This is a genomic window from Patescibacteria group bacterium, from assembly GCA_041649475.1.
In the GTDB taxonomy this organism is placed as follows: Bacteria; Patescibacteriota; Patescibacteriia; order Magasanikbacterales; family GWA2-37-8; genus JBAZNA01.
On record JBAZNA010000001.1, the window covers coordinates 615,537 to 635,876 of the forward strand.

Genomic DNA, 20,340 nt, shown 5'->3' on the forward strand with positions numbered 1-20,340 from the left:
CTATTCCACGCGAATATTCCCGCCTTCGCCAATGACTACAGTATCTCTCCTTTTCAGTTTTCCGGCAAGCAATAAATCAGCCAGCTTGTTTTCCACTCTCTCCTGTAAAACACGGCGCATGGGCCTGGCGCCAAACTCCGGATCAAAACCGGCTTCGGCCAAATAACTGATGGCCCCATCTTCAACTTTCATTTGCACGCCTTTGACTTCCAATTCTTTAACAATTCTCTGTAACATCAATCCGGCCACTTTCTGTATCGCTTCTTTATCCAGCGGTTTGAATAATATTATGCCGTCAAAACGATTTAAAAATTCCGGCCGGAAATATTGTTTTAATTCCCCGTGCAACAATCTTTCTTTTATCGCTTCCTGTGATAAACCGGCGCGCATTTGTTCTGACACATAACTTGTGCCGGCATTGGAGGTGGCAATCAAAATTATATTGGTAAAATCAACCGCCCGGCCGGTGCTGTCTGACAGGCGCCCGTCATCCATCACCTGTAAAAACAAATTTAAAATATCCGGGTCGGCTTTTTCAATTTCATCTAAAAGCAAAAGCGCAAACGGATGGCGGCGCACTGATTCCGTCAAAATACCGCTGCCTTTTTGTCCGGCCGCGCCGATAAGCCGCGACAGACCGGATTTTTCCTGGTATTCACTCATATCCAAACGGATCATGCGATCTTCGCCGCCAAAATATACTTCGGCAATGGTTTTTGCCAGTTCGGTTTTGCCGACGCCGGTGGGGCCGAGAAATAAAAAGTTGGCGATTGGTCTTTTGGCGGAACGGATTTCGGCGCGGGCGCGGCGCAAAGAACTGGCCACCGCATCAACGCCTTCGTCCTGGCCGATTACCCGCTTGTGCATTTCTGCTTCCAGATTTAATAACTTGGTTGACTCGTCACTTGATACAGTGGTAAGCGGGATTTTTGTTTTTTCCGCAATCACGGCCGCCACTTCTTCTCCGGTCACCAAAGTGTTGGCACCTTTTTTGTTATGAGCAAAACTGGCCGCTTCAGTCATTATCTCCAAGGCGCTGCCCGGCAGATATATTTCGTGGATAAATTTGGCGGAAAACTGCGCTGCCTTTTCAATCGCGTCATAAGAAAAGAAAACATTTTGTTTGTATTCCGCCTCCCCTACTTTTGATTCCAAAACCTGAATCGCTTGGTTGACATCCATCTCCGGCACATCAATTTTTGTAAACACGTTGCCCATAGTTGAATTGGCAATGTGTTTGGCAAAATCCTCATTAGTGGTGGTGGCAACGGTTAAAAACCGGCCGCTGGTTAAAAATTCCGCCAAAGTGTCGGCGACATCCAAACTACCCTCTTGCCCGCCGGCAGACACACCTATCAGTTCATGAATATTGTGGATAAACAAAATCACATTGCGGGCGCGAGAAATTTCATGCATAATATTTCGCAATCTATCAACCGCTCCGGCCGGGTCTGTACCACCCAACAATGCGGACACGCTTAAGCGCACCATGCGCTTGTCTTTGAGGCGATCCGGCACATCATCAGCCACCATGCTTTGAGCAACCCCTTCCACAATTGATCTTTTACCCACGCCATGATCACCAACCAGCAAAACATTATGCTGACCGCCCTCAACCACCCGGTATATTTCTTCAATTTCTTTTACTCGCGCCACGCAGGGATTTAAATGTCCGAATTGCGCGAGTAAAGTTAAGTCGTCACTGAATTGATTTAAATAGGGAGTGGCCAAGGCGGTCATGGCTTTGTCCATGCCATATTTTGACCGATGCGACGCGGCCCGGGCAAATTTTACGTATTGGCGATGCAGTCGCTCCCGAATTCGCGCCCACTCAATCACATTGGCCAATTTTTGATTATTAATATCTAAAGCAAACATTATTTCCTGGATTTCCGGCGACTCTTTGACCGCGCAAATTAAAAGCTCGGTTACGCTCACATATTCCTGGTGAGCGTTATAGGCCTCTTCATAGGCCTGAAAAATTATTTGTTGGAAATCGGCCGACAGAACCGGCGCTGATTTGATTTTTTCTTCAGTTAATTCCAATTTACTGATTTGTTCTTCAAACACGCTGGCCGGAATGCCCAAACGGATAAAAATATTGCCGATGCGATTAAATTTTAACAGGGCCAAAAACAAATCAATCGGCCCGACTTCTTTTTTCCCGTATTTATCCGCCAATTTATACGCACTACCCAGGGCAGACATGGCCTCGGCAGTAAAGGTCTCAGTAATATTCAATCGTTTTTTCCACGGCACGCGCTTGATCTGGTCCCAGACATTTATATTTAAGCCCTCATCTTTTTCCGGCTGTTTATCAAACTCATACTCAAATCTTTCCACCATGCCCGTAAATTCGCCTTGTTTAATAACGCGATACCATAAATACAATAATCCGATGACGCCGAGATAAAATAAATATGAAAAAACCATTTGCCCGGATTTATACACTCCAAATCCGACCCAGATCCAACAAGTTAGAGTAAAAACCAAAGCCGTAATCACCCGGATTTTATTAAGTATTCGCCTGCCTCTTTGTAAAGCAATGTTATAACGCGTGAGCGGATAATTCCAATACAGCCATTTACTTCGTAAATAAACACCCATCCGCGTTTCAGCGCGCTTGTTATTGGTTAAAATATTCAGTGGTGGAGATTTTTGAAAATCCATATTCAGGTCAGGCGCCAAAAGGCAATTTAATAGAAAAAGGATGGAGAAAACCGTAGACAACAGCGAGCGGCAACGCCAGCCATACTAAAAATAAAAGCAAACAAACCGCCAGCCAGAACATTAAACCGATGGTTCTGATAATTATTTGAAAAAACCGCATGATAAAACTGATGATTCTGCCCTGGATGTCATACTGGCCAAACATTGGCACAAAAATATTGGCCAGCCACAAACCGGGCGCCAGATTTTGATTGCCGCTTCTAAATAAATTTAAACACCACTTGGCCGCGTGCAAAGTTCCTTTCGTATACCACCAAAGCGGAAAATAAAAAAAATCTAAAATTATTTCTAGAAAAAGCCTTTGAAAAACTATCAAAAACATACAACAGTATTATACCACACTTTTACCTCATCATCTCCACAATCTTCGCCCGGGTCTTCGGTCCGAAGATGCCGTAGCCGTAAATGGAGGGGCTGGTGATTTTGTATTTAAGCTGGAATCTCTGCACGGCTTTTTTGGTGGCAGAATCGAAATAGCCGGTGATTTTAGCTTCCGGATAGATGGCTTTGTTCTGGGCGAGGATGGTTTGGAGGACTTTGACGTCTGTGCCGGATGAACCCAGTTGCAGGCTTCTGGTAAAAAGGTACTTGGGTGAGGAGGTGGGCAGTTGGTAAGTTTTGGTGAGATAGCCTCTGGTTATGGTATCAAACCGGCCAATGGTGGTGGAAGCGATAGTGTTGGCGGTTTGATAGTTCTTTACTGCATTTTTGGTTAAAGGGCCATAGTAACCGGTTTTCAGCTTCTGGGGATAGATGCCGGGTATTTCAGAGAGGATGTTTTGCAATATTTTGACATCATAGCCGATGTTTCCGACATAGAGATTTCTGCCAAAGACGGTGGATAAGATAAGCTTGGAGAGATCAGATAAAACCGAGGTAACTACAGTGATTGGGGTGGAGGTGGTGGTTGTGAGATTGGTGTTGCTGTTATTGTTGTTTTGCTGATTGGTTGAAGTGGAAAAAAGGTTAAACAAAGTGGAGGTGGAGAGGGAGGAAGTGGAGAGAACAGCCCCCGACCCCGACGAAATTGGAAACACCACGCTGGGACCGCCGCCGCCGTTTTTATGAATAGTGACCGGAATAGAGACAATGGCGATGCCTTCATAACCGGAGTCAGAGCTGGAAGCGGTGTTAGAGATAGTGACATTGTGATTGCCGGTAAAGGTACTGCCATTGGCGGCCATGGTGACGGTTTGAGCTGTATACCAGGTGGTGGAGGTGAAGGTTAAGGTGGAGGGATAAAAGACCATCTGGGTGCTGGTGGGAGCGGAGACAGTGATAATGACACTAGCAGAGGGCTGTGCGGCCAAAACAATGCTGAAGGTGTCGGTCATGCCGTCTTCCCAGACATTGGTGCTGGCTTTCTGGGAGACGGTGACGCCGGCGCCGGTGGTGTGGGTGTTGAGGAGGATGGATAGAGAACCGGTGAAATCTACCACAGCCAGATCGGGTTTAGAATCTTTATTAAGATCATCAGCAGTCACCCAATATACCTGACCGCCTATGGCATACGTTGTGGCTGAACCAAAGGTGCCGTTGCCTAAACCTAAAAGAACAGAAACAGAGCCATTCCCGCCGCTTCCTATATTGGCCACAGCTAAATCTTCATTACCGTCTTCATTAAAATCTTCCGAGGCTATACCCGTCGGGGATGTGCCAACCGTATAATTTGTCGCCGAACCAAAGGTGCCATTGCCGTTGTTTAAAAGAATGGAAACGGTGGTACCAGGGTTTGAAGAATCATAAAGAGTATTGTTATTGGCCACAGCTAAATCAAAGTAGCCGTCTCCATTAAAATCAGTTGTAGCCGTGTAAAATGGACCAGCACCAACAGTATAAGGTGTGGCCGCGCCAAAAGTGCCGTTGCCGTTGCCTAAAAGCACAGAGACGGTACTGCCCATACCACTAGGCGCAATCAAATCAATTTTACCATCAGAATTAAGATCAGCGGCTGAAACCGTAACAATTCCCATGCCAACCGTATAATTTGTCGCCGAACCAAAGGTGCCATTGCCGTTGTTTAATAAAACATAAACATCTGTACCTACGAAATCTCCTTCTATCAGATCGGATTTATTATCTCCATTAACATCAGCGGTAGTTACCCAAAGCCCCCCAGACGCAGCACCATAAGGAGTCAAATCTCTGAATGTGCCGTCACCATTACCAAAAACAACAGAAACAGTCCCTGCCGTATAATTGGCAAAAGCCAAATCAAGGTGGCCGTCAGAATTAAAGTCAGAGACAGCCATACCACCGACATAAGTTTCCATGGGTACACTACCTAATGCGGAGAACGAGCCGTCACCATTGCCAAGGACAACAGTAAGGGTGCCTGTTAATAAACTACCAACTACCAGATCTGTGTTTCCATCTTCATTAAAATCAGCGGCCACAGTATGAACAGGATATGAATCAACATCATAAGCAACCGGATCGGCAAATAAAGAACTTGAAAATAGTCCTCCCCTATTCCCAATTAAAATTGAATAACTGCTAGCAGAAGAATCTGCCACAACAATATCCGGCCAAAAATCTCCACTGAAGTCAGTCGTTAATACAGTAAGGGGTTTGGTGCCAAGAGAATAGGCAGTGGAAGTGGCAAAGGTGCCAATACCGGTGCCAAAGAGAGTAGAGATGGTATTAGCGCTATAGTTGGAGGTGATAAGATCTCTTTTGCCGTCACCATTAAGGTCGTAATTGGTTATTGATCTGGGAGAGGCACCAACAGCGTAGGTGGTGTTTTGAAGGGTAAATGTTCCGGAACCTGAATTTAAAAGAATGGATACGGTATTAGAGGCGCTATTAGCAGTGACAATATCATATAAATTATCCGAATTGAAATCATAGGTAGTGATTGAGTAAGGAAAAGTTCCATCGCCAATATTGTAATTTACTGCCGCCGAAAAAGTGCCGGTAACAGAAGAATTTAAAAGAATAGAGACAGTACTGCTGCTAAAGTTGGCCACGGCCAAATCATTTTTATTGTCAGAATTAAAATCAGCGGAAATGATTGATATTGGCTTGCTGTTGACACTGTAGTTAGTGACTGATCCAAAAGTGCCGTTGCCAACTCCGAACAAGACAGAGACATTGTCTGAACCATAATTGGCGACGGCTAAATCGGTCTTGCCGTCAACATTAAAGTCACCGGTAGTTACAGAATAGGGAGAAGAAGAAACAGTGTAATTAGTGGCTGTGCCAAAAGTGCCGTTACCGACACCGAGGAGAATGGAGATGTTATCACTGCCGCTATTGGCCACGGCCAAATCCAGATAACTATCACTATTAAAATATCCTAAAACAATGGCTTTGGGGCTGGTGCTGACATTGTAGTTAACGGCTGACCCAAAGGTGCCATCGCCAACTCCAAGAAGAATAGAGACAATGTTGCTTGAACCTTTGGAGATGGCCAAATCCTGATAGCCGTCGCCGTTAAAATCTCCATAAACCGTGGAAGTGGTAGTGCCACTGGTGTCATTGTCGGTGATGGTAGCGGTGACAGAAGAAACGGAGATGTTGTTATACATTACATCTGTACTGGTGGCAGTATGAGTAATGGCGCTGGTATGATTTCCTTCTACCAAAGCATCATCTATAGCCGAAGCCATGACGGTTTGAGGAGTGTTCCAATTGGAGGAGGTAAAAGTCAGACGAGCTAAACTGGTGGTAACCTGGGTAGTGGAGGCGGTGACGGAAATATTGACATTAGCCGTGGGTTGGGAAGTAAGAACCACAGTATAAGTATCCGTCAGGCCATTTTCGGATATATTGGTTGAACCGCCGGATTGGGTGAGAGTGACACCGGCAGTGTCATTATCAGTGTAGGTGCCTATAATACTTTGCGTAATGAAACCTTCAAAACGGGAATCAGTGCTGGAAACAGAATGGGCAATGGTGGCAAAACGCCTTCCGGTTGCCACACTATCATCTGATGCTGTTATAGTTACTGTCTGGGGCGTATCCCAATTAGCGGAAGTAAAAGTAAGAGATGACACATCTGTTGAAATATATGAACTTATAGGGCTTACATGCACAATCACATTGGCGGTTGGCTGACCATCAAGCACCACACTGTAAGTATCTGCTCCGCCTTCATTTATAACAGTTGATCCGCCTGATTCTGCAATCGTTACAGAAGATGAAGTATAGGAATTAAATAATATATTAACAAGAGGATCTCCGTATCTTTCCGAAGCGGCCGCCAAATCAACCTTACCATCATGATTAAAATCAGCCGCAGTTAAAGGACCGTGATACAGGGCATAACTTGGACCACTATACGTCTTAACAAAATAAGATGTTGGGGGTGCGAAGCTCCCATTGCCATTATTTAATAATACATTGACTTTGCTTGAGGGAACGGCGAGATCATTTACTCCATCATTATTAAAATCAGCCGCCACCAATGAATAAAGCGCGGTAGATGTTACAGTGTAATTTACCGAGGCCGAAAAGGTCCCGGTTGGCGTTCCATTGAGAAAAACCGCAATATAACTTAAAGAGCCGTTTGTTACGGTAGAGGCCGCCAAATCAATCTTTCCGTCATTATTTAAATCAGAAGATGTTATGTTGCGTGGGTAATAAGAGCCACTCACTGGAATACTTATACCCGACTGGAAAGTACCGTCGCCTATGCCCAGCAAAACAGTCACATTAGTACTTGAATAATTTGCAACAGCCAAATCAGTAAAACCATCTCCGTTAAAATCACCCGCAGTTATTGAATAAGGACTGGAACTCGCGCTATAACTTACCGCGGCATTAAAGGTACCGTCACCTACACCTAAGAACACAGATACATTATTACTGGTCTTATTGGCTGTGGCCAAATCTTGTTTATTATCTCCGTTAAAATCAGCGGCTGTTAAAGAACGGGGGTATGTGCCGGCACCATAGTTTGAAGCCGCACCAAAAGTTCCATCTCCCACGCCTAAAAGCACAGAAACATTATTACTGTCATTATTGGCAGATGCTAAATCAATGTTATTATCTCCGTTAAAATCAGCGCTGGCCACCGAGCTTGGGCCGGTGCCTACCGCAAAGCTTGTTTTTAAACCAAAGGTGCCTGTGGCGGTACTAAGCAACACGGAAACCGTATTACTTCCATGATTGGCAACGGCTAAATCAAAATTTCCATCATCATTAAAGTCATCATTAATCAACTGCCGATCATTATAAAACAAGTACATGGGTAAATTTCCATCTTCCGGAACATAGTGCGGAAGCACAAAATTTCCGGATCCATAATTATATAAAACAGATACATTACCATAACTATAAGCTTGAGTCACAGCAACAGCCAAATCATTTTTCCCATCATTATCAAAGTCAGCGCGGGTTATAGCTGTAACTGGACCATACAACTGATACACGGTGGAAGATCCAAAGGTTCCGTCGCCGTTGCCGAACCTGGTATCAAACGAACCATTTTCGTTGCCAACCAACAAATCTTCCTCACTATCATCATTTAAATCTGCAACTAAAAGAGAGCCGTAATAACCCCATGAACCAACACTTATTGCTGAACCCATCAAATAATCCGTAGAAGAGGCGAAAGTGCCGTCACCTGCTCCTAAAAGAATGGAAACTGTGTTACTAACAAAACTGGCCGCGGCTATATCCATTTTTCCGTCGTCATTAAAATCATTAGTTTTTACATCTTTTGCATAAGGGTTGACTATAAAATAAGTTGATGAATTAAACGTGCCGTCTCCATTTCCCAAAAGAACAGCCACCGAACTACTTGTATAAGTAGACACCACCAAATCAACCTTATTATCACCGTTAAAATCAGCTGTAGTCGCATAATACGGATTTCCTACCAGGGTATAATTTACAGCTGACTGGAAAGTGCCGTCGCCTCTATTCAATAAAACCGAAACCGAAGGAGTGACTTGGGTAAGGTTTGGCACCGCTATATCAGGATAGCCGTCATTATTAAAATCGTCTGATACTAAATGCCAAGGATAAGTAACTACCGAATAATTGCTGGCCGCCAAAAAACTACCGTCTCCCCTGCCCAAAAAAATTGAAACATTGCCGGCACCTCTGTTAGCGGTGGCCAAGTCCATATACCCGTCTAAATTGAAGTCATCCGCGATAACCCCCGTTGTTCCCTCACCACTCTGTGAAGTCGAAGTTGCCAGAAAGGTACCATCCCCTTGATTTAAATAAATATGAAGAGTATCGGTATCATCAAAAGGAACGGCCACATCAATTTTCCCATCACCATTAAAATCACCGCTGGCAATGGTGGTTATATAGCCGATCCCTGATCCGAGAGTAATATCATCCCTAGTTTTGAATACCTCCGCGGCTGCCCACACATACCCCACCGATGCCAAAATTACCGCATACATAAAAATAGCCAAAAAAATGGCTGCGGCTTTTTGTTTTACATCTGTATAATCCTTAATCGGCTTAAAAGCAGTCATAAAAGCTGCACTTTTATGTATATATTATAGCACAATTTTATCCACAAAAAAATCCCCTACTCTTGGGGAAATTATGTTAGGGAAGATTTTGCTAAATAAGATTTATTCTCTACTGCTTTGCCACTGTCACATCCTTTATGCCGACACTCAAATACTTTATCCCGCCGGCCGCCACCATATCCATCTTTGCCAATCTTTCCTGTATATTGCTTAGCGAACTATTTTCGGCGATTTGGATGTTGGTTTTTTCAATGTCCTGTTCCAGAGCCGCGGTTTGTGTTTCCAATTTGTGCAATTCATAGCCGCTGGTGGTTGAAGATGTAGTTTTAAATACATAAGCAGCACCAACAAGCACAATCACTCCCACAAAAACAAAACGAATCGTATTTCCATCAATCCATTTGGGCAAACTCAAAAATCGTAAAGCATTGATGAAATTATGATATTTGAATTGAATTTGCCTTTTAATAGTCATAATTTTTCTATTATGCGTAGTTTCGCGCTTCTTGATTTGGGATTATTTTTTACCTCCTCACTTGTCGGCGCAATTGGTTTTTTATTAATTAATTTGGCTGTTTTTGCCCCCGCGAAATATTGTTTTACGATTCTGTCTTCGAGCGAATGAAAACTGATTACTGCCAGTCGTCCGCCCGGAGCCAGAATTTCAATTGCTTGCGGCAATGTATTTTTTAAATTTTCCAGTTCATGATTGACTTCTATGCGCAAGGCCTGAAAGATCTTTGTGGCCGGGTGTATATCGCCTATTCGCGGCACATCCTTATCAGTGTGTAACTCTTGCCTATAAACCTCTAAAATCGTTTCCACCAGCTGGCCAACCTTTTCAAACGGAACTTGTTTTCTTTTTTCTTTTATGGCCTGGGCAATTTCCGCACTGAATTTTTCTTCTCCGTATAATTTGAAAATTTTATTTAAATCAACTTGACTGTAAGTGTTTAAAATTTCGGCGGCTGTCAGCGATCCGTTTTGTTTAATTTCATAGCGCATGTCCAGCGGTTCATCCGGCAAATTGAAGCTCAATCCTCTGCCCCGCTCTTCAAACTGCGGCGTTGACCAGCCCAAATCCATTAAAATCCCGTTAACTTCAAAGAACTTATTTTCTTCAGCTATTTTTTTTAAATTTGTAAAATTGTCTCTGATTAAAATCGCCCGCTCTTGCCAACTGTATAAAAACCTTTTTGCCCGCAGAACCGCTTCAATATCCGCGTCTATTCCGAGCAATCTTCCGTTCGGCCCGATACGCTCCAAAATCGCTTCGCTGTGGCCCGCATCCCCTAAAGTACAATCCACAATATTCGCCCCGGGCTTTAAAGCCAGTGCCTCAATCGCCTCCTTTAGTAATACGGGGACATGGCGGCTCATAATTTGGAAAAAATTAAACTCCCAACTCGGCCATTCGTTCGGCGATAGCGCCGCTTTCGGCTTCGGTTGTGCCTTTATACTTTGACCAGTTCTCCTGGTCCCAAATTTCCAATCGATTGTAAAGACCGGCAATAACCACTGATTTTTTTAAACTTGCGAACTTTCTTAAATATTCCGGCAGGATCGCCCGGCCCTGCGAGTCAAGATCAACATCCATGGCTCCGGCCAGCATCAGGCGTGAAAACGCGCGGCTGTTGGCCTGGCTGATCGGGAGTGCGGCTAATTTTTCCGCCAACTTCGCCCATTCGGTTTTTGTATAAAGAAATAAACAATTGTCTAACCCTCTGGTGACCACCGCGCCCTTTGCCAATTCACGTCTAAACTTGGCCGGTATTGCCAGCCGTCCTTTGTCATCAAGATTATGTGCATATTCTCCAATAAACATACCGGGCAATAAATTTTGTGGGATATGTTGTCCCCACTTTTTTCCACCTATTCCCATTTTACTCCACTACAAAACACAAGTCAACAATATCCACCAAAATTATACCGCTAAATTTTGGCTAAAATATAACAAAACAGTCCCGACTTAGTCGGGACTGTGGATAAGTAACCAAATTTTTTGCTAAACCTCAACCTCTAACCCAAAATTCACCACTGTCGCCTTCACGCCCAAATCCCCTGTCAATCTCTTTGCCAGCGCTTCAGACGCATTCGGTTCGCCGTGATTTATAAAAACTTTTTTTGGCAGAGATGTTCCGCCGCCGACCCAATCCAATAATTTATTCTGATCGCCGTGCGCGGATAAGGCGCCAATCGCTTTCACCTGGCAGTGCACCGGAATTCTCTCGCCCATAATCTCCACCGGCGACTCGCCGTCCAAAATCCGGCGGCCCAAAGTTCCCTGGGATTGATAACCCACAATCAACAAAGAATTTCTTTCATCAGACAAATAACGCATGGCATGATGCACTATGCGTCCGCCGTTCATCATACCGGCACCGGCGATAATTATTTTCGCGCCGGGCGTTTGATTTATGCGTTTTGATTCTTCTTTGGTTTCGGTCATCATCAGGCCCGGAAATTGGAACAAATCATCCCCGTCTTTAAATAATTTTTCCGCTTCTTCGTCATAATACTCCGGAAACTCACGATAAACTTTGGTGGCATTTATGGCCAAGGGACTGTCCAAATATATCGGCACACGCGGCAACCTTTGTTTTCTATCAACCAAATCATTTAAATCATACAAAAGCTCCTGGGTTCTTTCCAAAGAAAAAGACGGGATCATCAAAACCCCGCCGCGGCCCAAACCGTTTATAACCAAATTTTCAATTAACTGTTGTCTTGCCTCGGTTGATTCATGCAATCTGTCGCCATAAGTTGATTCACACACTAAAGCATCCACATCAGCCGGTAAAATTTCCGTATCCCGCAGAATCGGCACATTAACATTGCCGATGTCGCCGGAAAAAACAACTCTTTTTCCTTCGGTTTCAAACAAAACAAAAGCCGAACCAAAAATATGGCCGGCATCAAAAAACTTGAATCTTATGTCCGGAGCCAACTCAAACTCCTCTCCGTAATCAACCTCTTTAAACTGTTGCATCACAGCCGCTATATCCGGCTCTTCATACAAAACCTTGTGTCCGAATTTGCGCTGGTTATAATTCATCACCTCTAAAGCGTCCTCCAAAATAAGGCGGGTCAGCTCAATTGTGGCCGGAGTAGCATAAAAAAATCTGGTGTAGCCGCCCTTTATGAGCAATGGCAGACGGCCAACATGATCCAAATGAGAATGGGTTACAATCACTGCCGATAATTCCTTGGGGTCAAATCCAAGCGGATTAAAATTTTTCTCTTCATTGAATTGACCACCCTGAAACATTCCGCAATCAATTAAAATCTTCTGCCCGCCGGCTTCAAACAAATTGCAGGACCCGGTTACCTCCCTGGCCGCGCCGTAAAAGGATATTTTCATAGTTTGTGCATATCTTTACCTTTGAACTATCTTACATTAAAAATCTATACAAATCAATATCTTTTTGTTATAATATTTCCATATGCGACGTAATATCGATAATATTGAGATTGTTGAACCGCCATTTGAAGAACTGACAAAAAAATATTCCACCTTTTCCGCGGTTAAACGCACTTGTCTGGCCGGTTGCGGCTGTTTGGTTATCTTTATAATCGGGATAATTATTTTATTAAAAGTTTTAATGGGCGCCGGGCCGCAAAATCTTAGCAAGGTGCCGGCCAATTTTCCTGCTGATATACCTGTCTATGATAAAGACAGTATTCAAAGAATCACCTACGTTTCCGGAAATTATAAAAACAAAGGCATAGAAATCGCGGCGATTTTTCCAAAAATAATTCTGTCTCCCCTGCTGATGTCTCTGGAAAACAAGCAACCGGCCAGTTCCACAAATAGTGGTGGATTTTCCATTGGCAATCTGTGGCAGTTGCTTACAGCACCGATAAGCGACCACCGGGACACGGTTCAAATAGAATGGCGGAGTTTGGCTGCCGACCCGTTCTTTATCGTCGGATATTACAAAACCGAACTGCAAAAAAATAATTACAATATAGATCTGGAAAGCGAAGGCAATGATGTCAGACAATTTTCTTTTAGCCGCGGCGACATAAACGGTTCTCTTTATGTGGAAAGTGGCGGCGGAAAAGCCGGCACCAATGATATGATTTTAACGGTCAATATCGGCAGCGGGGTTGCCACCGGTACGCCCGCAAGCGCGCCTTAATATGCTGGGAAAATTTTTGAACGGACAATCAAAAAGCATAACCGGCGCGGCCATAATTATTGCCGCGGCCACCTTGCTTAGCCGCGTAGTCGGTCTTTTTCGCGATCGAATTTTTGCCCATTATTTTGGCGCCGGCCCGACTATGGATGCCTACTATGCCGCGTTCAAAATTCCCGATTTGGTTTACAGTTTGCTTATTGTCGGCGCTTTAAGCGCGGGTTTCATTCCCACTTTCACAAAATTATTTACCAATAGCGACGATAAGTCCCCGGCATGGCAATTAGCCAATAATGTTTTAAACATTACCGCTGTTTGCTTGGCCGGATTAAGTTTGTTGGGGATAATTTTCACTCCGTTTATTGCTCCTCTAATTGCTCCGGGGTTTTCTTCCGCAACCAGAGATTTGGTGGTTAATTTTACCAGGATAATGTTCGGTTCAACATTTTTGCTCGGACTATCAATGGTAGTGGGCGGAATTTTGCAATCTCTGCGCAGTTTTGTATTGTATTCTTTGGCGCCGATATTTTATAATCTGGGCATTATCTTAGGCGTGGTTGTCCTGGTACCGGCCATGGGTATAACCGGCTTGGCCTGGGGTGTTGTTTTGGGTGCGGCTCTACACTTTGGAGTGCAAACCTTTAGCGCTTACGCCAACGGCTATCGTTGGAAATGGGTTTTAAACTGGAAAGATAAAAACACAAATTTGATCTGGCGGCTGATGATTCCGCGCACTATGGGTTTGGCCATCAGCCAAATTAACTTGGTTATCGTAACTATTTTGGCATCGCTCTTACCGGTTGGCAGCGTGGCCATTTTTAATTACGCCAATAATTTACAAGGCGTGCCCACCGGCATTATCGGCATTCCTTTTGCTTTAGCCGTATTCCCGGTGCTCTCCGCGGCCATTGCCAAAAATGACAAAGAAGAATTTATAAAAAATTTATCTTCCACCATCAGACAAATTTTATTTTTAATTATTCCGATTTCAATAGTTGTTTTACTTTTGCGCGCCCAGTTGGTTCGGGTAATTTTAGGCAGTGGTGAATTTGATTGGACCGCCACCATACACACAGCCAATGCCCTGGCGCTGTTTGCCTTAAGCTTATTCGCACAATCTTTAATCCCGTTATTCGCCCGGGCCTTTTACGCTTTATCAAATACAAAAACACCGTTTATAATCGGAGTTATATCTGAATTAATCAGTATCATTTCGGCGTTAGTATTAATGAAGCCGTTGGGGGTCTCCGGATTGGCTTTGGCATTTTCTATCGGATCGATTTTAAACTTTTTCATGCTGGCCATTGCCCTGCGCGGGGTTTATAAAACGCTTGATGAAGAAAAAATATTCGCTTCATTTTTTAGAATCGCGATTGCGGCTATTCCCATGGCTCTGGTTATACAACTGCTGAAATATCCGCTGGCTGATATTTTTGATCAAACCCATTTTTGGGGCATTTTCGGACAGGGATTTGTGGCGGGAATAGCCGGTCTGGCGGTTTATGTGGTTTTATGTTATATATTGAAAGTACCCGAACTTATACAACTAAAAGACAGTTTAAAAAAGCGCTGGTTACAGGCCAGGAATATCCCGACTGAAGAATCAATTACTAGCGGGGAATAAGGCGGGTGAAGAATAGAAAACATGTCAATTCAAACAGATAAAATCAGAAACTTCTGTATTATTGCTCACATAGACCACGGAAAATCCACACTGGCGGATCGTTTTTTGGAATACACGGGCACGGTCTCTAAGCGTGACATGAAGGACCAACTTTTGGATTCAATGGATCTGGAGCGCGAACGCGGGATAACTATAAAGCTCACGCCGGTCAGGATGAATTATAAAGAATATATTTTAAATTTAATTGACACCCCGGGCCATGTTGATTTTAATTATGAGGTCTCACGTTCACTGGCCGCGGTTGAAGGCGCGGTGCTGTTGGTTGATGCTTCACAAGGCGTACAGGCCCAAACAATTGGCAATTTGTATCTGGCTCTTGAACAAAATTTAACCATCATTCCGGTAATCAACAAAATTGACATGCCGATTGCCAATGTGGAAAAAACCAAAGCCGAAATCATCCACTTAATCGGCTGTAAGCCCGAAGAAATTATTTTGGCCTCCGGCAAAACCGGCCAGGGGGTTGAGGATATTTTAAACGCCATTGTGGACCGCATTCCCCCGCCCCAGGATAATTCTACTAAAGAAACCCGGGCTTTAATTTTTGATTCTGAATATAATGATTATAAAGGCGTGATCGCGTCAGTCGGCATGGTTGACGGCGAACTAAAAAAAGGCGACAAAATATTTTTACTGGGCACCCGCGCCGAAGCGGAAATTTTAGAGATTGGTTATTACACCCCCAAATTCAAACCCATGGAAAATTTGCGCAATGGTGAAATTGGCTATGTAGTCACCGGTCTAAAAGAATTAAAAGATTGCCGGGTTGGCGATACCATCACAAAAATTACCGGCGAAATCAAAGAGATTCACACCGCACAGCTTCCGGGCTACAAAGAAGTCAAGCCCATGGTCTATGCCGGAATTTTTCCCAAAGAAGGAGACAACTACCAACTGCTTCGCGATGCCATAGATAAATTAAAATTAAACGACGCTTCCCTGTTTTATGAACCCGAACACTCGCTCGCGCTCGGGTTTGGTTTTCGCTGCGGATTTTTGGGCTTACTGCATTTGGATATTTTTCAAGAAAGATTACGGCGCGAACATAACTTAGACATAATCATCACCGTGCCCAGCGTGGCTTATAAAATTTTTAAAACCGGGGGTGAAGAAAAAATTATCCACAGCCCCCAGGAAATGCCCGACCCCAACCATTTGGAAAAAACCCAGGAACCATGGATGCGATTGGATATTATCACCCCGAAAGATTTTGTCGGAAATGTGATGTCGCTTATTTCTGAACGCAAGGGAAAATACATCAATACCGAGTATTTAAGCTCTGACACCGACCAGCGCGCCATGCTTCATTATGAGATCCCCCTTGCCTCGCTTATCACTGACTTTTATGATAAACTTAAAACAGTCACTTCCGGCTACGCGTCCATGAATTATGAGTTTAAGGACTACGAGGAAACCGACGTGGTTAAACTTGATATTATGGTGGCCGAAGAGCCGGTGGAAGCGCTCTCTACGCTGGTTTGGCGAGATCAGGCCTATAAAACCGGTAAAAAAATCGTTGAGTCCCTAAAGGACTCATTGCCCAGACAACAATTTGTGGTAAAAATTCAGGCCGCTGTGGGTGGAAAAGTTATTGCGGCAGACCGTTTATCCGCTTTGCGAAAAGATGTATTGGCAAAAATGAGCGGCGGCGACTATACCCGCAAAATGAAGTTGTTGCAAAAACAGAAGAAAGGGAAGAAACGATTAGTGGCGCACGGCAAGGTGGATATCCCAACCGAGACATATTTAGCGGTATTAAAAAGATAAATACTCATTTCGCTTATGAAACCAAAAACAGCCAAAAAAATCTGGTTTGTCATTTCACTGATCGGCATTCTGGCAATGCTGCTTTTTACAATGTTGCCGGCATTTCAATAATTTGCGCCCGGACTATGCGTTTGCTCCGTAAATACCAACTGGACATAATTTTCTTATTTTTTGCCTTTCAAATATACATTTGGCTGGGTTTTATTGCTTTAAATAAATATTTACTGATTGATCCCCGCGACTACGAATGGTACATCGTCGGGCCGTTTATAATTTTATACTTTCTTTATATCTGGCAAATCAGAAATAAAATTAATATTTCAGAAAGAAGACAGGTAACCGGAAAAAGTTTAATTTATTGGATCGCCCTGGGAATACTGCTTTTTGCCACCTATGGCGGACCAATCCCGGCCGCGGAATATTGGTCCATTGACGCCTTCTTTATAATGTTTACACTGTTTCTAGCCGACTCATACTGGGATTTTAAAAAAATGACTCTAAAGGAAATCGCCAACACCAAGTAACTCTATGCCCAAAAAATGGATTATCAGTTCTCCGCCGTCAGCGGATTTTATAAATTCTCATCCGGAGTTGCCGCCGATTATCGCCCGCCTGCTTTGGAATAGAAATCTTCATGCGCAGGAGCAAATTGATGAATTTTTAAACCCCGACTACTCCCAGGATATTCATGATCCGTATTTATTTAAGGACATGAAAAAAGCGCTGGAGATAATTTTTAAAGCGATCAAGGCGCAAAAAAATATTGTCGTGCATGGCGACTATGACGCCGACGGCGTCTGTGCGACCGCAATTTTAGTCAGCACGCTAAAAAAATTGGGTGCGCAAAATGTCAGCGTCTTTATTCCCCACCGCGAAATTGACGGCTATGGCTTAAACACCAATACCGTGGAATCTTTGTCCGCGCAAAAAACCGATTTAATCATCACTTGCGACTGCGGCATCAGTAATTTTGAAGAAGTAGCTTTGGTAAAAAAGAAAGGGATGCAAATTATTGTAACTGATCATCACACCGTGCCGAAAAAAAATCCGGCGGCGGACGCGATTATTCACCCCTTGGTTGATAAGAACTACCCGGATAAGGGCTTGTGCGGCGCCGCCGTGGCCTTTAAACTGGTTCAAGGCCTGCTTAAAAAACACACCGAAGATAACGACACTTTGCCGGACGGACAAGCTCATGAGGCCTTTGAAAAATGGCTGCTTGATTTGGTGGCTATTGCCACCATCGGCGACATGGTGCCGCTCCTTGGCGAATCCCGCACCCTGACCAAATACGGACTTACGGTTTTAAATAAAACCAGAAATATCGGTTTAAAAAAATTATGTGTTGTGGCCGGCATTGCCGACGAAAAAGGCCAGAGCAAACGCGGCGCTTATGACGCCCACAGCGTCAGTTTTCAAATCGTACCGCGACTGAACGCCGCCGGGCGCATGGATCACGCCAATACCGCCTATGCCCTGCTCATGGCCACGGACGAAAAAGAAGCGGAGGCCTTGGCCGCGCAGCTTAATAAAAATAATACTGACCGCCAAAAACTGACCGAACAATATGTCAGCGAAGCGCGCAAACAAATAAAAGAAACCCACCAGGAAAATAACAGCGTGCTTTTTGTTTTGGGCCAGAACTGGCCAACCGGTATTTTCGGGCTGGTTTCCGGAAAATTAAAAGATGAATTTTATAAACCGGCTATAGTCATGGGCGAAGCAAAAGACGAGATCAGCGGTTCGGGCCGAAGCATAAAAGAATTCAATTTGATTGCGGCGCTTCAATCCATGCCTGAAATTTTTGAAAAATTCGGCGGCCATCCGCAGGCCTGCGGTTTTGAATTAAAAAGCAAAGATAAACTGGAAGAATTTAAAAATAAATTATCTAAAGCGGCCGCTTTGCAGACCGCCGGCGTTGAACTTCTGCCGCAAATAAATATTGACGCCGAGGTTGATTTGGATGAAGTGAATTGGAAATTATATGATCTGCTGCAAAAATTTGAACCGTTTGGCATGGCTAACGAAGAACCGGTGTATACGGCCGGCTCGCTCACGCTCGCCGGTATTGAACCGGTCGGTCAGGACGGCAAGCATCTGCGCCTGATGGTAAAACATAATTCCCAGGTGATTAAAAAAACCATTGGCTTCGGCTTGGGCGACAGCAACAGAAATGAAACCAACTGGAAAGAAATCCTCAAACCCGGCGACAAAATTGATATGGTTTTTACGGTCGGCGTAAATGAATGGAATGGAAATAGAGAACTACAACTTACGATAGAGGATATAAAGAAAACAAAAGAGTGAGAGAAAAAGTTTTGAGCACTAGGCGTATGCCTTGGCGAAAAACTTTTTCTCTCACTCTTTTGTTTTTTAAGTATTATCTATTCTTAATCTCATTCTCCAGCTTCCCCCATCTCTTTTTCAGTTCCTTCACCAATCCCGCTTTTACATCCATAGCCATCTCGCGCTTATTCGCGTACTCCTCGGTGGCACGCTCCACCAACGCGTCATACATTTCTTTGGTGGGCCCCTCCAGCTGTTTCATGCTTTCTTTGAGCTGCATAAACAAAGCATCGGCATGTTCCATTATTTTATCTCTCATCTCTTTTCCTTTTGGCGTAACATTGAGCCACATCAAAGCCGCGCCTAAAATGCCGCCCAACAAAAGTCCTTTCTTAAATCTGCCCATATAATAATAAATTATTATTAAACAATTTATTGAGCTGGAGTAGCGCAGTCAGCGCTTCCGGTGTTTGCGCCGGCAGTGTAGCCAAAGCCCGCCGAATATGAGGTGTTGTCTAATGTGGTATTACATTCTGACGGCTGATTGGTAAAACTGGCGCAGATTGCCTCTTTTACGCCCTCGGCCGTACGATTGGCATCCGCCTGTGTGCCGTTGATAACCAAGGTCGGCGACCCCTGCACGCCATATTGTGTATTCAAATCAGTATAAATCGGATATAAAGGATACTGGCCGCTAAGCCAAGTGCTCTGATCATTATACTTATCCATTATACCATAAGTTTTGTTGGTGGCATCAACACAACTGTTTAATTTGGAAACATCCACGCCGGCTGAAGTCAGACACGACTGAAAATCATCCTTGCCGGTAAAGCATTTCAGGTAAGAAATATATTTTGTCGGCTGTTCTTTTTGAATACAATATTGCCTGGTATTCTCTTCAATTTCTTTTAAGCCGTGCATGGCATAATCAACAAATTTTACAGTGATGTCGGCTTTATTTTTTAATAAATCCCAAGCCGGCAAATAGGCCTTTTCCATCTGCAGTCCATACGGGCAATAGGCCATAACAAACAATTCAACCTTCGGTTTGGCTGATTTGGTCACAGTCGCGGCGGCCGGAGTTTGCGGTGTCTGGTTGGTATTGGCTGTATTAGCGGCCACAACCTCATTACCGGTTCCTTTTGCTGTTGTGCTATCAGCCAATCCGCCTTTTAACATTACAGCGCCTAACACCACAAAACCAACGGTACCAAGAAGCAGAACGCCGCCGATGGCGCCAACCAGCAGAGCGCTTTTGGGCTCCAAACTGGCAAAAAATGTCTTTTTTTCGTCCATA

General features: G+C 44.1%; 14 protein-coding genes. 5 read left to right on the top strand and 9 right to left on the bottom strand.

Annotated features, from left to right (window positions below):
* From WC526_03015 to WC526_03045, 7 genes are all read right to left on the bottom strand, one after another.
* Entirely contained in the window at positions 1–2,670 is a 2,670-nt protein-coding gene (locus tag WC526_03015) for an ATP-dependent Clp protease ATP-binding subunit (GenBank protein ID MFA5062092.1), read from the bottom strand.
* A 7-nt stretch (positions 2,671–2,677) separates the two neighbouring features.
* A complete protein-coding gene (locus tag WC526_03020) occupies positions 2,678–3,052 on the bottom strand; it encodes a hypothetical protein (protein ID MFA5062093.1) in 375 nt (124 codons plus the stop codon).
* Between the two features lie 22 nt (positions 3,053–3,074).
* Positions 3,075–9,167, bottom strand: coding sequence for an FG-GAP-like repeat-containing protein (locus tag WC526_03025; protein MFA5062094.1), 6,093 nt, complete (start codon positions 9,165–9,167; stop codon positions 3,075–3,077).
* A gap of 109 nt (positions 9,168–9,276) precedes the next feature.
* The gene (locus tag WC526_03030) at positions 9,277–9,642 is read right to left on the bottom strand and encodes a hypothetical protein (protein ID MFA5062095.1); all 366 of its coding nucleotides are present in this window, start codon (positions 9,640–9,642) and stop codon (positions 9,277–9,279) included.
* On the bottom strand, positions 9,639–10,547 hold the full coding sequence (gene rsmH, locus WC526_03035; protein MFA5062096.1) for a 16S rRNA (cytosine(1402)-N(4))-methyltransferase RsmH: 909 nt from the start codon (positions 10,545–10,547) through the stop codon (positions 9,639–9,641). Before rsmH ends, WC526_03030 begins: the two co-directional genes overlap by 4 nt.
* A gap of 13 nt (positions 10,548–10,560) precedes the next feature.
* Positions 10,561–10,992, bottom strand: coding sequence for a division/cell wall cluster transcriptional repressor MraZ (mraZ, locus tag WC526_03040; GenBank protein ID MFA5062097.1), 432 nt, complete (start codon positions 10,990–10,992; stop codon positions 10,561–10,563).
* A gap of 180 nt (positions 10,993–11,172) precedes the next feature.
* Complete coding sequence (locus WC526_03045) at positions 11,173–12,528, bottom strand: MBL fold metallo-hydrolase (GenBank protein MFA5062098.1); 1,356 nt, start codon at positions 12,526–12,528, stop codon at positions 11,173–11,175.
* An 82-nt stretch (positions 12,529–12,610) separates the two neighbouring features.
* Between WC526_03045 and WC526_03050 the strand changes: the two genes are divergently transcribed.
* The 5 genes from WC526_03050 (at position 12,611) to recJ (ending at position 19,064) form a co-directional block, all read left to right on the top strand.
* Entirely contained in the window at positions 12,611–13,309 is a 699-nt protein-coding gene (locus WC526_03050) for a hypothetical protein (protein ID MFA5062099.1), read from the top strand.
* A 1-nt stretch (position 13,310) separates the two neighbouring features.
* Positions 13,311–14,930 carry a murein biosynthesis integral membrane protein MurJ gene (gene murJ, locus WC526_03055; GenBank protein ID MFA5062100.1) on the top strand — a complete coding sequence of 540 codons (1,620 nt, stop codon included), beginning with the start codon at positions 13,311–13,313 and terminating at the stop codon, positions 14,928–14,930.
* Positions 14,931–14,951: 21 nt separating this feature from the next.
* Positions 14,952–16,757, top strand: a complete 1,806-nt coding sequence (lepA, locus tag WC526_03060; protein MFA5062101.1) for a translation elongation factor 4 — start codon at positions 14,952–14,954, stop codon at positions 16,755–16,757.
* 125 nt (positions 16,758–16,882) lie between these two features.
* Positions 16,883–17,281: a hypothetical protein gene (locus WC526_03065; protein MFA5062102.1), complete on the top strand. Its 399-nt coding sequence runs from the start codon at positions 16,883–16,885 to the stop codon at positions 17,279–17,281.
* A gap of 4 nt (positions 17,282–17,285) precedes the next feature.
* A complete protein-coding gene (recJ, locus tag WC526_03070; protein ID MFA5062103.1) occupies positions 17,286–19,064 on the top strand; it encodes a single-stranded-DNA-specific exonuclease RecJ in 1,779 nt (592 codons plus the stop codon).
* 73 nt (positions 19,065–19,137) lie between these two features.
* Here recJ and WC526_03075 read toward each other — a convergent pair whose 3' ends face one another.
* Together WC526_03075 and WC526_03080 are read right to left on the bottom strand one after the other, a co-directional pair.
* Positions 19,138–19,449 (bottom strand): YtxH domain-containing protein, encoded by a 312-nt coding sequence (locus WC526_03075; GenBank protein MFA5062104.1) that lies wholly within the window; start codon positions 19,447–19,449, stop codon positions 19,138–19,140.
* 26 nt (positions 19,450–19,475) lie between these two features.
* On the bottom strand, positions 19,476–20,339 hold the full coding sequence (locus WC526_03080) for a hypothetical protein (protein MFA5062105.1): 864 nt from the start codon (positions 20,337–20,339) through the stop codon (positions 19,476–19,478).
* Between the last annotated feature and the right edge of the window lies 1 nt (position 20,340).